The sequence below is a fragment of the Acinetobacter sp. FL genome (assembly GCF_040744925.1).
GTDB classification, from domain to species: domain Bacteria; phylum Pseudomonadota; class Gammaproteobacteria; order Pseudomonadales; family Moraxellaceae; genus Acinetobacter; species Acinetobacter radioresistens.
In genome coordinates this window covers 302,565-316,386 of sequence record NZ_CP160437.1, presented here as the reverse complement: position 1 = coordinate 316,386, position 13,822 = coordinate 302,565, and the positions used below count along the sequence as shown (strand labels likewise).

The window sequence follows — 13,822 nt, the reverse complement described above, 5'->3', positions numbered from 1 at the left end:
TTAACCCTTACGTACCAGGTAATGATATTCCTTATGCTGTTCAGTATCTGTTAATTCTTCCTGAAGCAGTAGCTCGTGACCCAAGTGCATACAGAATTTCGGGATATCCCAAGAGGTTGAAGGATCAGTTGCGAATACCTCGACGATATCACCCGTTTTTACTTTTCGAATAGCCTGATGCAGCATCATTACTGGCTCTGGGCAACGTAACCCACGAGTATTTAACTGGATATCAGGCGTTAACGCAGGTTCAGACATGCTCTATCTCGAATGACATAAACCGCTCTATTTTAGCATAAAGCGCTCAATACTCTGACTGATTCATTTATAGGGTGCATTTTACTGGACCGTTTAAAACATATATACCAAAGCTATACATGCTTATAGTTTGTTACAGCCTTATAGCAATAGCACTGCACTGTTTTTTAGATTATTGCTAAGCTGATTATTCGCTATTATTAATTGATTGTTCTTACCTCCCACTTTTCTCTATAGCAATAGCAGGAGTGAATAAGATGCTTCATCAGGAAATGCAAAAAATATTACAGGACTTGCAAAAGGTTCAGGCGAAACCGGCGGTCAGTATCCTTGTCAAAACTCATCGTACTTTTCCAGATAATGAAAAAGATCCGATTGCTTTAAAAAATCAACTCAAAGCTGCTGAAGATTGCTTGAAGAAAAAGCATGGTGTAGAAATTACCCAGCAGGTCATGCGAAAAATTCACCAGGAGCTGAATGACTTCAGACCAAATTATAATCTTGATACGCTGGCTATTTTTGCCTCGCCGGAACAGGCGCATGTATTGCGGTTTCCATTTGATACAGTGGAGCGTGTAGTAATCAATGATCAGTTTGCTGTACGTGATATTTTAAAAAGCCTATCTTCTGCTGTGCATTATTATGCACTGGTTATTACCCGTGAAAAGGGCCGTCTGATTGAGGCAATTGATGACAGGGTTATTCACGAATTTAATCCAGAAGACACTGATTTACTCGAAAATCTGCCTTATGGTGCTTTTCCGGTAGTAACTGACAGTTTGGCCACCACCAGTGCTGCTGAACGTTCTATCAATGAAGATAAATATCTCAAAGAGTTCTTGAATCATATTGACAAGAACCTGCAGGCAGTTTTAGGCAGACGTAACTTGCCTGTAATTCTGATCGGTGATAAACGTAATATCGGTTTTTATAAAGAAATTTGTGACCAGCCTAATGTAATAATCGCCACTGTTGATAATGTAACTTATCTGGATAACGGTGATGCCCAACATATTGTTAACAGTATTCAGCCTGCGCTACAGCACTACCAGCAGCAGCGGCAATTACAGGCACGACAGAATATGCAGTCCCTTTATGGCACCCCGAGAATTCGGACAGATCTCCAGGAAATTTATCGGGCAGCATTAGAAGGTAATACTGCAACGCTTTATGTGCGTCAGGGTCACACACTACCGGGCCAACTGGCTCCTGAACAGCAGAGCGTTATACTAAATGATGCAGGCGATACAGAACCCCAGACTAATGATGTTATTGATGACCTCATTGAACTGGTCAGAAAAAATAGTGGTCAGGTTATGTTTCTAGATCAGACCATGATGGAAGGTCATGACCCTCTGGTTTTGGCTACCCGTTATTAATGTGACGTCCCAGCCATAGTCCTTGAGGGCTATGGCTCTTTTGAATGTTTTTTATATAAAACCGGGGCTATTTTTAGATTTATCTATAAAAATTGGAATTTTTCTAAAATAAAACTTCTGGCTCTGCCGTTTGCAACTTTTATCCTTTCGCTGATGTTTGTAGATGCACAGGTTTATTTTCTTCGGTATGATTAAATTACTTTTATTAGCTACCAAGAGTCTTTAGGAAAGATCATGCACGAGGAATCAGGCCCGTCGTGGGGTATGCGAGGCTTACGCAAATGGTTGGGCACCGCCCCCGGCACCCGCGATGAACTGTTAAAACTAGTACAAGATTCACGTCGTTTTTTGGAACCCGATACTGTCGCCATGCTTGAAGGCGTACTTGACCTGCCAGCCACTAAAGTTCGTGAAGTTATGACTCCACGTACTGCCATTATTAGCCTGCAGGAAGATGATCAGTTGCTTGATATCCTGCATGTCCTGATTGAATCGGCACATTCGCGCTTTCCGGTATTTTCATCTGATCAGCCAGATAATGTAGTCGGAATTTTGCTGGCCAAAGACCTCCTTCCGTTTATGACTACGCCAACACCTAAAATTGATGTACGTGCACTCATGCGTCAACCGCTGTTTGTACCTGAAAGTGCACGTTCAGATCAGGTGTTGAGAATGCTCAAGAATACCCAGACCCATATTGCAATCGTTATTGATGAATATGGCTCGACTTCTGGTCTGGTAACACTTGAAGATATTCTGGAAGAAATTGTCGGCGAAATTGAAGATGAACACGACAAGATTGATGAAGAAGCACAATATATTATTCCAGACCAGACACATAGCACAGCCAATGCATGGATTGTTCAGGCACTTACACCAATCGAACACTTCAACACAGTTTTAGATGCTGATTTTTCTGATGATGAGGTAGAAACTGTCGGCGGTTTGCTGCTACAGGAAATCGGTCTGGTAAGTGACCTGCAAGGTCAGGTGATTGAACTTGAAGACTGGGAATTCAGTATTGTAGAAGCAGATGCCCGCACTATTCATCTGATTCGAGCTGTACGTAAATGAGAGCATATTTTGACAAGCTGTTATCCACTTCAGAACAAAAAAAACAGCTCCCCCTTATTTTTCCTTTATTAATTTCTTTATTTGCCGGCGCTATTTTTAGCTTTGCGCTGGCCCCTTATTACTGGTGGTGGCTGGCGATACTCTCACCAGCACTCTTGTATGCGTCATTACGTCATCGCTCAGCCAAGCAGGCGTTTGTACTTGGCTGGGCCTATGGTTTCGGCTTATGGTTTGTTGGTGCATTCTGGCTGTTTACCTCAATCCATACATATGGCGATACTAATGCAATCCTCAGTGTACTGATGATTGCCATTATGGCACTGGTTATGGGACTGTTTAGTGCCTTGCAGGCTTGGGCTTATCGGCGCTTTTTCCCTGAAACTCCTCTCACTTTTGCACCTCTCTGGGTATTTTCAGAATGGGCCAAAACTTGGGTGTTTACCGGGTTTCCATGGCTGTTTGCCGGATATGCCTTTACTGAACGCTTCCTAGACAGCTATGCCCCACTTTTTGGTGTGTTTGGGGTCTCTTTTGTTGTTATTACTCTGGCCTGTGCCTTGGTCGAAGTTTTAAATCGACGGGTATTCTGGGTGGTTCCCTCTGCCATGCTATTGCTGGGAGCTTGGGGTGCTGCACAGCTTCACTTTGTTGAACAGAAAGCAACCAAACCGCTATCAGTTTCCCTGATTCAGGGCAATATTCCACAGGACCTAAAATGGTTGACTGAATACCAGGCCAAAACCCTCATGATTTATGTAAATTTGAGCCGGACCGAATGGGGGCGTGACTTGATTGTCTGGCCGGAATCCTCGATTCCAATGTTCCAGAGTGATATTGAACCGTTTTTAAAAGCTATGCAGGCTCAGGCAGAAAAAACTGATACTGCCTGGGTAACTGGTATTCCCTATTGGGATTTGAAAGAATCCAAACAGACCGGTTATCCGATGTATTATAACAGTATTATGGCTTCTGGCAGTGAAGCAGAAGGTCTGTACAAAAAACAGCGACTGGTTCCATTCGGGGAATATATTCCGCTTTCAGGCTTACTCAGCTGGGTTTTACCAGGTGTACAAAATGATGTCATGCTCAGTGGTTTTTCCCGTGGTTCAAGCGAACAAAAACCACTGATGATTAAAAACCATCCCTTAGCATCAGCTATCTGTTATGAAATTGCCTACCCCAACCTGACTCGCCGCAACGCCAGCACCAGTGACTTTCTGGTGACTGTCTCGAATGATGCCTGGTTTACTGGTACAGCTGGACCTTGGCAGCATTTACAAATGGTTCAGATGCGGGCCAAAGAAAATGGACGCTGGTTTATCCGGGCAACCAATACAGGTGCAACAGCATTTATTGATCATACCGGTCATATAGTAAAACAGGCTCCAACTGATCAGGAGTTTGTACTGCGCGGCGAACTGCCGGCCATGCAAGGCCAAACTTGGTATAACCGTTTTAGTGACTGGCCGATTCTGGGCTTTTCACTTTTTCTTCTGGTCTTGGGCTGGATCTATCGTCCACGTAAAGTAGATGTTTCATTTAAATCGCGACGCTAAGGCCTAAATTTTTATTCTAGATAAAAAAACCGGATTTCATCATCCGGTTTTTTGTACATTTTAAATAGGTATTAAAGTCAAAGCTGAACACTCAGATAAGAAAGTATGACAGCCAGAACACTCATTGGCAGATGGCGATATAATTTGAGCATACACTGCTCCCAGCGATTAGGAATTTCCATTGTGAGCTCTACAGCACTAGTTTTTAAAGCAGCCCAGAAACTTAAAAAAACTAAAGCACCTATTAAACTGGTTGCGAAGAAACCCACCATAATCTGACTACTGCCCTCTACGGTTTGCCAGAAGTCTAAAATGAAATGGCTGACAGGCAATAAGCTCAGCACCAAAAGCACAGATTTAAGCATGGTTAAATGCAGTGAGTTTAAATTATCTGAGAATAAGACTGCTTTCATATTTATGACTCCCTGACATTTACTGTCTCTAAATATATTATTCAATCTTTTTTTAAATAAGAAGTTTATTTTTATTCATGTTTCACTATTATTGTAACTATTCGATATGAAAATAATTCTTATTATTAATATTAAATAAAATAATATCATAAAATTAACTAAAAACAATTATTTAAATAATATTGGATATCAAGAATTATTATCACTTCACTTAATATTTATTGTCTATACTAAGTGAAGCTATTTATTTACTATTTATATTTTAAATTTAACCCAATCATTCTATTCCTTTCGCCATACTCATTTTATTTATACTCGTATTAAATATTATAAAACTTATGGCTGGTAATAAATATCGGCATCTGTACCCTCACCACCCTGTTTACCATCTGCGCCAAATGAATATAGGTCATAGCTACGGCCTTCTGAACCGGGAATTACATACTGGATATCATTATCCCAGCTATCTTTAGGGTAGCCCCCTTTTACATAACCTCCCGGTAGCCAGTTCTTGGCTGTCGCTGGCTGGTTAACCAATGCATCCAGTCCCCCATCCTGCATTGAAGGAAATTGGCCATTATCGAGTTTGTATTGGTCCAATGCTCCTGCTACACCTTTTAAGGTAATGACTGTGGTATCAATCTTGGCTTTTTCACCTCGTCCCATTACATTCGGTACAATCAGCGCTGCCAGTACGCCTAAAATCACAATTACCACCATGACTTCAATCAGGGTAAAACCAGACTGACGGGTTCGATAACTCTTGTTCTGCATTAAAATTTTCTCACTTTACTTATAGTCTTTAAAAAAATTAAACCATATTGTTCATATTCACGATAGGTAACATCACTGCAATTACTATTACCAGCACAATACCGGCCATGAGTACCAGCATCAGTGGCTCCAGCAAAGCGAGCAACGTAGATATAAAAGTAGCCACTTCACGGTCCTGCATGGTAGATGCCCGCTCCAGCATGCGGTCCAGCTCACCGGATGCCTCGCCACTGCGAATCATCTGTACCATCATTGGCGGGAAATAACCGGCACGTTCAAGCTGGGTCGCAAGGTTACCGCCTTCTGTTACTTTTTCTGCAGCAAGATTGACAGAATCCCGGATTACCCAGTTATTACTGACCGCCGCACCAATTTTAAGCGCATCAACCAAAGGTACACCGGAGCGGGTTAAAATAGACAGGGTACTGGCAAAACGGGCAGCATTGATACCACGAGCCAATTTACCAAAGAGAGGCAACTTCAGTACAAAGCGGTCAAAGGTATAATGGCCGGCTGAAGTCTTTAAAAAACGTATCAGCAGCATAATACCCACTACACTGATCACCAGTAAAAATGGCCAAGCCTGACGGATAAAATCACTGGTCTTCATTAAAATAACCGTAATGGCTGGAAGTGCCTGCTTGCTCTGATCAAATGTTTTTACAATATCCGGCACTACATACGTCATTAATCCCATTACGATCGCAAATGACATCAGCATCAGGATAATCGGATAAACCATTGCCCCCTGAATTTTCTTCTGCATGGCAAAGCGGTTTTCTGTATAGTCGGCCAGCTGATCCAGAATCAGGTCCAGATGCCCTGAACGCTCACCTGCTGCGATGGTAGCAATATAAAGATCAGGAAAACGCCCAGACTGTTGTATAGCCTGAGCCAGTGAATGGCCTTCGAGCACCTTGGAACGTACCGACATCAGTAAATTCTGCACATGTACTTTTTCACTTTGTTTGCCTACAGCCCGAATAGCTTCTTCTAACGGGATTGCGGCAGCGACTAGCACTGAAAGCTGACGGGTCATGAGTGCCAGGTCATAGGCATTTAAGCCTTTTTTGCGCCATGATCTGGTCTGACCTTTTTCTTTATTTTCTACTGGTTCGACACTGACCGGAATCCATGTCTTATCACGCAGCTGCTGTCGTATCTGACGTGCGGAATCGCCTTCCAGTATGCCTTTTTGCTGCTTTCCCGAAGCATCCATTGCAGTAAATTGATATGCTGGCATTGTAGTTTTCTAGTTTTTCCCAAAATTTATCATCATTGCTGTTGCATCAGGCAATACAGATCATTCATATTCATGTTGTTGTCCGCTTGCTCACTGTAATATAACCGAGTCGATAGCATGACGCCATTTTATCTAAAACCTTTAACGAAATTTATATGCCTAGCTCGTCCCATAATAACTGCTGTATATACCGTGTCCGGGTAGCTGTACCTGTTCATCTCTATGATAGTTTTGACTATCTGCTTAGTGCCGAACAATACTTACAGGCAGAAGTCGGTGCGCGGGTAGCAGTATCTTTTGGACGGCAGAATCTGATTGGTATCATTGTAGAGAAAATTTCTCCCGATGTTATGCCTGATCCGCGTATCAAACTTAAGGCTATTACTGAGCTGCTCGACAAGGAAGCCATTATAGACAGCAAAGTTTTAAGTTTGTTGACATGGTCTGCACAGTATTATCAATTTCCTTTGGGTGAGGTAATGCAATGTGCTCTACCCGGCCTGTTGCGTCAGGGTAAACCGCTAAATCTGCTGGCTCGAGTCTGGAAGGTGGTACAACCTGATGCAGAACAGCTGCTCAAGCGTTCAATCAAGCAGCAAGATGCTTATAAGATTTTAAAATTACATGCAGCCGGTACAACAGAAGATATCCTGAATTTAAGTGGTGTTGAAACTGCTACCTTAAAAGCTCTTGAAAAAAAAGAAATCGTCCGCTGTGAATTAACAGCAATAAATACCACGCCTGAACCGGTGCAGCTGGCACAAATGCCGCTCACACCCAATGAAGATCAGCACAAAGCAATTCAGCGTATTTTAAAATCCTTGAAGAAATTCCAGGCCTTCTTACTTGATGGTTTGACTGGTAGCGGCAAAACAGAAGTTTATTTGCAGGTGATGTACGAGGTACTAAAACAGGGCAAGCAGATATTGGTTCTGGTTCCCGAAATCGGGTTGACACCTCAGACCATTTCCCGGTTTAAATCACGGTTTAATGTAGATATTGTACTATTACATTCTGGTTTGAGTGAATCCAAACGTTTGCAAGCATGGCAGCATGCCCAAACCGGCAAGGCTTCCATTATTCTCGGAACCCGTTCAGCAATTTATACGTCGTTGCCCCGGCTGGGACTGATTATTCTGGATGAGGAGCATGATCTGTCATTCAAGCAACAGGAAGGCTTTCGCTACCATGCCCGTGATGTAGCTCTCTACCGTGCCCATCTGGAAAACTGTCCGATTATTCTTGGCTCAGCCACACCCAGTCTGGATAGCTATCATCTGGTAGAACAAAATAAACTGACACGACTGGAACTTAACCAGCGGGCTGGCAATGCGGTCTTACCCAAAATGCAGTTAATAGATCTGAAAGTAGCCAGAAAACAGCATGGAATCAGTGAACAGCTCATCAAGCAGATTCAGCAGCGGCTGGACAAAAAAGAACAGGTGCTAGTTTTTTTAAACCGGCGTGGTTATGCGCCGGTGCTGGTCTGTAATCATTGTGGCTGGCAGGCCAACTGCCCCCATTGTGATGCGCATTTTACTCTGCATACACAGCCCTATAATCATCTGCACTGTCATCATTGTGGTTCCATTCATCGTGTACCGGAAAGCTGTCCCGAATGTCAGCAAACGACCTTAAAAACGCTCGGAATGGGCACTGCCAAGGTTGAAGAAACCCTGACTGAGCTCTTTCCAGATTTTGATGTAATTCGTGTGGACCGTGACAGTACCAGCCGGGTTGGCCAATGGGACCGTATCTATCAGCGGATTCATCAAAGCCAGCCTGCTATTTTACTCGGTACCCAAATGTTAGCCAAGGGCCATCATTTTCCCTACGTGACCTTGGTTGCGATTCTGGATATTGATGCCGGACTGCTCAGCTTTGATTTTCGTGCGCCGGAACGTACAGCCCAGCTCATCATTCAGGTAGCTGGTCGCGCTGGCCGTGGAGACCGCAGAGGCGAAGTCTATCTACAAACATTAAGGCCTGATCATCCACTGTTAACTACATTGATCGAGAAAGACTACCATGCTTTTGCCAAACAAGCGCTCATCGAGCGCCAGCAGGCACAGCTGCCGCCTTATCGTTATACGGTACTGGTACGAGCCGACTCCAGAAACCAGCAATACAGTCAGGAATTTTTAGCTGAAATTGCCCGTAAGCTACGTGAACTTGCAGGTAGTCAGGTTGATATCTGGGGCCCTATCCCTGCCCCTATGGAGCGTAAGGCGGGTCGCTATCGGGCCCATCTGGTCCTGCTTTCAGCTGACCGGGCACAGCTGCATTTTTATTTACGGCAATGGTGGGCGATGGTAGTACAACAGTCACGACAGCATCAGTTAAAACTGAGTATTGACGTTGACCCGCAGGAACTCAGCTAGACAGATACGAGCGGCCTCTACAGCTTGGCAGTATTTTCAGGTTTAATAGTACAAAGAACAAAACAAACGCCCGGGATAAACTTATGTCTTTGATGTTATATATGACGATTTTTCTTGGAGCATCCTTAATCCTGGTAGCCCTGAGCAGACGTTTAGGTTTGACATCAGTGCTCGGCTATCTGGTGACAGGCTTAATTCTGGGTCAAAGCGGATTTAATCTGATTAAATTTTCCCTGATTCAGAATTTTATAGATTATGCATCGATTCTTCTTGTATTTTTGATAGGACTGGAACTCAGGCCGCAACGAATCTGGTTGATGCGATCACACCTGATTAAACTGGGTGGTATTCAAATTGTTATCACTGCAGGGCTCATCGTAACCTTGGGAATAACTGTATTGCAGTTACCGCTGCTGAACAGTTTTATTGTCGGTTTTGCTCTAGCCCTCTCTGCCATGATTCTGGCCCTGCAGTTACAGACACAATATGAACAGCTTAATACCACTACTGGTCAATACACACTTGCAGTTACTCTGGCACAGGCATTGGTCGCCATATTCCTAATTGCCTTATTACCCTTATTTACCCGTACTGAAAGTTCACAGCATGGGATTGCCTATTTTGCTGCAACTCTTGCAACTATTAGTGGCGTTTTTCTTTTTGGCCGTTATCTGATCCAGCCATTTTTAAATTATCTGGCCAAACAGAACAGTATTGAACTGATGGCCGCTACAGCCCTGTTTACCGTACTGGCCATTTTTCTTACCGTAGATGCTTTAGGGCTGCATGTGCTGATCGGTGCATTACTGGCAGGGATGTTACTGGCAGATACTCCTTTTCGACATGCATTTGAAACCATGATCAAACCTTTTCGTAGCCTGATGTCCGGTTTTTTCTTTCTAAGTCTTGGTTTATATGCTTCATTCGCTGTGATTACACAGTCCCCAGTCTTTATTGTCTCTCTGGTTGCGGCCCTACTGATCATTAAGTCAGTTGTATTAGCTGTACTTGGACATTACTCGCGCCTGAACTGGAGTAATGCAAGTTTGTTGGGTTTAGGCCTTTTTCAGAGCGGAGAGCTAACTTTTCTAGTGCTGTATGCGGCATTAAAAGAACAGTTAATTGAACAGGTTCTAATGAACCAGCTAACCGCAGTTATTATATTGTCAATGTTGCTCAGCCCATTTATCTATTTACTGGCCCAGCACATCATAAAACAGCGACCCGAACAAACCAGACAAGATAATGTTAATACTGAAGCCTCTCCGGCACTGATCATTGCCGGTTTTGGCCGTTTTGGTCAAATTATTGCCCGAGTTGCCCATCAGCAGCGGCTACCCTTTACCATCATTGATAATAATCAGCCTGGAGCAGAGTTTATTGAAGCGTATGGCGGACGGTTTATTGAGGCAGATATTACTGATTCTCAAACCCTGCAACAGGCCGGTATTGAACAGGCCAAGATACTCGTTATCGCAATTGATGATGTCGAGGACTGTATGAATGCAGTACGCTATATACGGCTGAACTATCCTGAACTAAAACTATTGGTACGGGCTCGCGACCGCTATCACGTACATTTGCTACGTGATATGGGAATAGAGCATTTCTGGCGGGAAACCCAGCTTTCTGCATTAGATATGGCAGAATATATGTTACATGCTCATGGTTTATCTTTAGAAGAAGCCCATGAGCAAGTAGATGCATTTCGCCAGCACGACTTAATACTGCTTAAACAGCAACAACGTCTTAATCGTGATGATCATAAAATTTATGAAACTCATGGCAATGCTTTAGCAGAGCTCAAACATTTGTTTGCCTATAATGAGCAGATACAGGCAAGATATGAAGAATCTGATTTAAACCTGAATGTGGAAAATTATCGTAGTGATGTTACACAGGGTGGTCAAAATTAACTTGTATTTTAAAATAAAGACACCATAAAGACAGGGTTTGGAGAAATTTATGTCTGATTTACGTCAACGCTTCTATCTTGAGAATAGCCCTGTTCGTGGTGAAGTTGTTCATCTTGAAGAAGCCTTACAAACTATTCTGGCACAGCGTCCCTATGCACCCGCCGTACAGCTGTTGATTGGCGAAATGCTAAGTGCGACTGCTCTGCTGGCCAGTACCCTGAAAATTAAGGGCCGTATCAGTTTACAAATTCAGGCTGCCGGTACTTTTAAATGGGCTATGGCTGAGTGTACCCATTTAGGTCAGGTCCGTGCCTTGGCTGAGTATGAAGAAGATCCACGTTTTGGCGAGGCCACAGATAGTAGTGTCGTACTCGGCTCTCTGGTCAATCCAGTGCTATTTATCAATATCGAACCCGAATTTGGCGAACGCTATCAAGGGATTGTACCGCTTGACCGTTCAACTTTGGCAGAATGTCTCATGCAGTATTATGATCTGTCTGCACAGATTCCGACCCGGTTAATGTTGGCCAGTAATGAACAGCGTTCCGGTGGCTTACTGATTCAGCTTTTACCACGTAATAGTGAAGAAGAACAGCAAATCGTGGATGAAGACTTATGGCCACGGTTAACCATGCTGACTGAAACATTAAAATCGGAAGAACTGACCGAACTTGGCGCCGAGGAAATACTTTATCGTCTTTATAACGAGGAGGATGTCCGCTTGCCTGAGGTTGAACATTTACGTTTTGGCTGTACCTGTTCAAAAGAGCGTTGTGCTGCTGCTCTGCAACAGATTGGCGTAGGTGCTGTGCGTGAAACACTAGAATTCCAGAATCCAATCGTAATGGACTGCCAGTTCTGCCAGGCACAATATACTTTCACTGCTGAAGAAGCCTTGGGCCTGTTTGGCGAACATCTCAGTTAAAAATTACTAAAAATCAGACTTTTAAAGCCCTAATTCCTTAGGGCTTTTTTATTATTCTCCTTATTCGCTTACCTGTTTCTCACGCTTTAATATTTAAGTTCTTATATCTTTATCTAAAAATAAGTTTTTGATTAATAAATAAAAAATTTAACTTCCTCTATACCAAAGCTGGCTCAGATTTTACGACTGTCTTACTACTTTCTCCTTATCGCAATATCCTATTGATTTTTTAGTTGAAATTTTAAAGATGAGCCGTTATAAATTAGGCGTTTTACTCTAAAACAAGACTGAAAAAATTATTATTTTATATTTGGGGTTTATTTCATGAAGAAACTATTGTCCTGCATGGCTGCGGGGATCTTTTTTACAACGATTAGCACTTTAAGTTTTGCAAGCGTTGATCCTTTGGTCGGTAAATGGAAAACGGTAGATGACCGGACGGGCTATTCCCGCGCTGATGTAATGGTCAAGAAAAACGCAGATGGTACTTATACCGGCACAATCGTAGAAACCCGTGCAGTACCTGGCCGCCCAAAAATGGAAATATGTGAAAACTGTCCAGGTGATTTAAAAGGTAAGCCTTTTATTGGCCTTCCCTTTATTTATAACTTTAAACAGAATCCAAATAATCCATATGAATACATTGATGGTCGTGTACTTGATCCGATCGGAGGAAAAATTTATAAGGGTAAGGCTAAGGTCAATGCAAATGGCAAACACCTCACGCTAAGAGGCTACGTAGGTGTATCCGTCGTAGGCCGTAGTGTGACTTGGGTTAAATACTAGAATATTTAATTGAAACTTAAATCAAAAAGCTCCAGTTCTCGGGGCTTTTTTTGTCACGCTTTGAAACAATATAACTAACGCTTTACTCTGGCTTTTTTTTATACAACTCCAATAATGAATTAAAACAGATAAATGAATATACGTAGAGCTGATCTATGGAAAAAAATTATTATGAACAATTGGGTATCTCACGAGATGCCAGTCCTGAAGAAATCAAGAAAAGTTATCGAAAACTGGCCCGTAAATATCATCCTGATGTCAGTAAAGAAGCAGATGCGGAAGCACAGATGCAGGCCATTAATGTTGCCTATGATACGTTAAGTGATCCGAAAAAAAAGGCTGAATATGACCAGATGCTGGATCATCCACAAGGCTTCTCTGGCTTTAATCAGAATGCAGGTCAGGGTGGCTTTGATGGCAGCCGTTTCTATCGGCAAGGTTTTTCTCAAGGAGATGCTTCAGATTTTAATGGTTTTGAAGACCTTTTTGGTCGTTTCGGTACAGGATTTGGTGGAGGCCACTATCAGTATCAGCGCGAGCCTCGTAGTTATCGTGGTGAAGACCAGCACGCCAAGATCGAAATTGATGTAGAAGTCGGCTATCAGGGAGCGACTCAAAATATCACTTTGCAGATTCCGACTGTAAATGCATATGGGGAACCAGAGGTACAGCGCAAAACCTTACAGGTTAAAATACCTAAAGGTATGAAAGAAGGCCAGCAAATCCGCCTAAGCGGTCAAGGTCAGCTCGGTATTAATGGCGGCGAGAATGGTGATTTATATATTGAAATACAGTATCGGGATACTGACCGAATCAGGGTAGATGGTACGGATCTTTATTATACCGTCAATGTTACTCCTTGGGAGGCTGCACTAGGCAAAGCGATTACCGTAAATACACCAGCCGGTTCCTTGAATGTAAACCTGCCTAAAAATGCCCAGTCTGGCCAACAACTTCGCCTGAAGGATAAGGGAATTCCAAATAAAACACCGGGCCATCTTTATCTTATTCTGAACATTGTAGTGCCACCGGCAACCACTGCACAGCAACAGCAGGCTTATGAATCTCTGGCTGAAGCATTCGTATCTTATCAGCCTCGCGCTTATTAAGGAGCATG

The 13,822-nt window shown here is 43.0% G+C and carries 12 protein-coding genes; 8 read left to right on the top strand and 4 right to left on the bottom strand.

The features are described 5' to 3' along the window. The gene (gene tusA, locus ABZP31_RS01430; RefSeq protein ID WP_034684926.1) at positions 1-258 is read right to left on the bottom strand and encodes a sulfurtransferase TusA; all 258 of its coding nucleotides are present in this window, start codon (positions 256-258) and stop codon (positions 1-3) included. A 257-nt stretch (positions 259-515) separates the two neighbouring features. On the opposite strand from tusA, the gene ABZP31_RS01425 reads away from it, so the two are divergent. The 3 genes from ABZP31_RS01425 to lnt all read left to right on the top strand — a co-directional run bounded on the left by ABZP31_RS01425 (position 516) and on the right by lnt (position 4,267). Beyond that, positions 516-1,637: a hypothetical protein gene (locus tag ABZP31_RS01425; RefSeq protein WP_034684928.1), complete on the top strand. Its 1,122-nt coding sequence runs from the start codon at positions 516-518 to the stop codon at positions 1,635-1,637. A 234-nt stretch (positions 1,638-1,871) separates the two neighbouring features. Further along, positions 1,872-2,711 carry an HlyC/CorC family transporter gene (locus ABZP31_RS01420; RefSeq protein ID WP_034684930.1) on the top strand — a complete coding sequence of 280 codons (840 nt, stop codon included), beginning with the start codon at positions 1,872-1,874 and terminating at the stop codon, positions 2,709-2,711. Further along, positions 2,708-4,267 (top strand): apolipoprotein N-acyltransferase, encoded by a 1,560-nt coding sequence (gene lnt, locus ABZP31_RS01415; protein WP_151829005.1) that lies wholly within the window; start codon positions 2,708-2,710, stop codon positions 4,265-4,267. Before ABZP31_RS01420 ends, lnt begins: the two co-directional genes overlap by 4 nt. A gap of 77 nt (positions 4,268-4,344) precedes the next feature. Here lnt and ABZP31_RS01410 read toward each other — a convergent pair whose 3' ends face one another. The 3 genes from ABZP31_RS01410 to gspF form a co-directional block, all read right to left on the bottom strand. Beyond that, positions 4,345-4,680 (bottom strand): hypothetical protein, encoded by a 336-nt coding sequence (locus ABZP31_RS01410; protein ID WP_026444089.1) that lies wholly within the window; start codon positions 4,678-4,680, stop codon positions 4,345-4,347. Between the two features lie 336 nt (positions 4,681-5,016). Further along, complete coding sequence (gene gspG, locus ABZP31_RS01405) at positions 5,017-5,454, bottom strand: type II secretion system major pseudopilin GspG (RefSeq protein ID WP_005023137.1); 438 nt, start codon at positions 5,452-5,454, stop codon at positions 5,017-5,019. Between the two features lie 37 nt (positions 5,455-5,491). Further along, positions 5,492-6,697, bottom strand: a complete 1,206-nt coding sequence (gspF, locus tag ABZP31_RS01400) for a type II secretion system inner membrane protein GspF (protein ID WP_034683416.1) — start codon at positions 6,695-6,697, stop codon at positions 5,492-5,494. A 155-nt stretch (positions 6,698-6,852) separates the two neighbouring features. On the opposite strand from gspF, the gene ABZP31_RS01395 reads away from it, so the two are divergent. The 5 genes from ABZP31_RS01395 (at position 6,853) to ABZP31_RS01375 (ending at position 13,814) form a co-directional block, all read left to right on the top strand. Beyond that, positions 6,853-9,078, top strand: a complete 2,226-nt coding sequence (locus ABZP31_RS01395; protein WP_367156873.1) for a primosomal protein N' — start codon at positions 6,853-6,855, stop codon at positions 9,076-9,078. 83 nt (positions 9,079-9,161) lie between these two features. Further along, the gene (locus ABZP31_RS01390; protein ID WP_248134798.1) at positions 9,162-10,994 is read left to right on the top strand and encodes a cation:proton antiporter; all 1,833 of its coding nucleotides are present in this window, start codon (positions 9,162-9,164) and stop codon (positions 10,992-10,994) included. Positions 10,995-11,043: 49 nt separating this feature from the next. Beyond that, positions 11,044-11,919 carry an Hsp33 family molecular chaperone HslO gene (locus tag ABZP31_RS01385; protein ID WP_248134796.1) on the top strand — a complete coding sequence of 292 codons (876 nt, stop codon included), beginning with the start codon at positions 11,044-11,046 and terminating at the stop codon, positions 11,917-11,919. A 324-nt stretch (positions 11,920-12,243) separates the two neighbouring features. Beyond that, on the top strand, positions 12,244-12,705 hold the full coding sequence (locus tag ABZP31_RS01380; protein WP_005405863.1) for a DUF2147 domain-containing protein: 462 nt from the start codon (positions 12,244-12,246) through the stop codon (positions 12,703-12,705). Between the two features lie 155 nt (positions 12,706-12,860). Then, positions 12,861-13,814, top strand: a complete 954-nt coding sequence (locus tag ABZP31_RS01375; protein WP_034686533.1) for a DnaJ C-terminal domain-containing protein — start codon at positions 12,861-12,863, stop codon at positions 13,812-13,814. Positions 13,815-13,822 lie beyond the last annotated feature (8 nt).

Excerpts from the sequence above, each read along its gene's own strand:
- ABZP31_RS01425 (WP_034684928.1), top strand. The coding sequence starts at position 516 with ATGCTTCATCAGGAAATGCAAAAAATATTACAGGACTTGCAAAAGGTT.
- gspG (WP_005023137.1), bottom strand. The coding sequence starts at position 5,454 with ATGCAGAACAAGAGTTATCGAACCCGTCAGTCTGGTTTTACCCTGATT.
- ABZP31_RS01375 (WP_034686533.1), top strand. The coding sequence starts at position 12,861 with ATGGAAAAAAATTATTATGAACAATTGGGTATCTCACGAGATGCCAGT.
- ABZP31_RS01410 (WP_026444089.1), bottom strand. The coding sequence starts at position 4,680 with ATGAAAGCAGTCTTATTCTCAGATAATTTAAACTCACTGCATTTAACC.
- ABZP31_RS01380 (WP_005405863.1), top strand. The coding sequence starts at position 12,244 with ATGAAGAAACTATTGTCCTGCATGGCTGCGGGGATCTTTTTTACAACG.
- ABZP31_RS01395 (WP_367156873.1), top strand. The coding sequence starts at position 6,853 with ATGCCTAGCTCGTCCCATAATAACTGCTGTATATACCGTGTCCGGGTA.
- ABZP31_RS01390 (WP_248134798.1), top strand. The coding sequence starts at position 9,162 with ATGTCTTTGATGTTATATATGACGATTTTTCTTGGAGCATCCTTAATC.
- ABZP31_RS01420 (WP_034684930.1), top strand. The coding sequence starts at position 1,872 with ATGCACGAGGAATCAGGCCCGTCGTGGGGTATGCGAGGCTTACGCAAA.
- lnt (WP_151829005.1), top strand. The coding sequence starts at position 2,708 with ATGAGAGCATATTTTGACAAGCTGTTATCCACTTCAGAACAAAAAAAA.
- ABZP31_RS01385 (WP_248134796.1), top strand. The coding sequence starts at position 11,044 with ATGTCTGATTTACGTCAACGCTTCTATCTTGAGAATAGCCCTGTTCGT.
- gspF (WP_034683416.1), bottom strand. The coding sequence starts at position 6,697 with ATGCCAGCATATCAATTTACTGCAATGGATGCTTCGGGAAAGCAGCAA.
- tusA (WP_034684926.1), bottom strand. The coding sequence starts at position 258 with ATGTCTGAACCTGCGTTAACGCCTGATATCCAGTTAAATACTCGTGGG.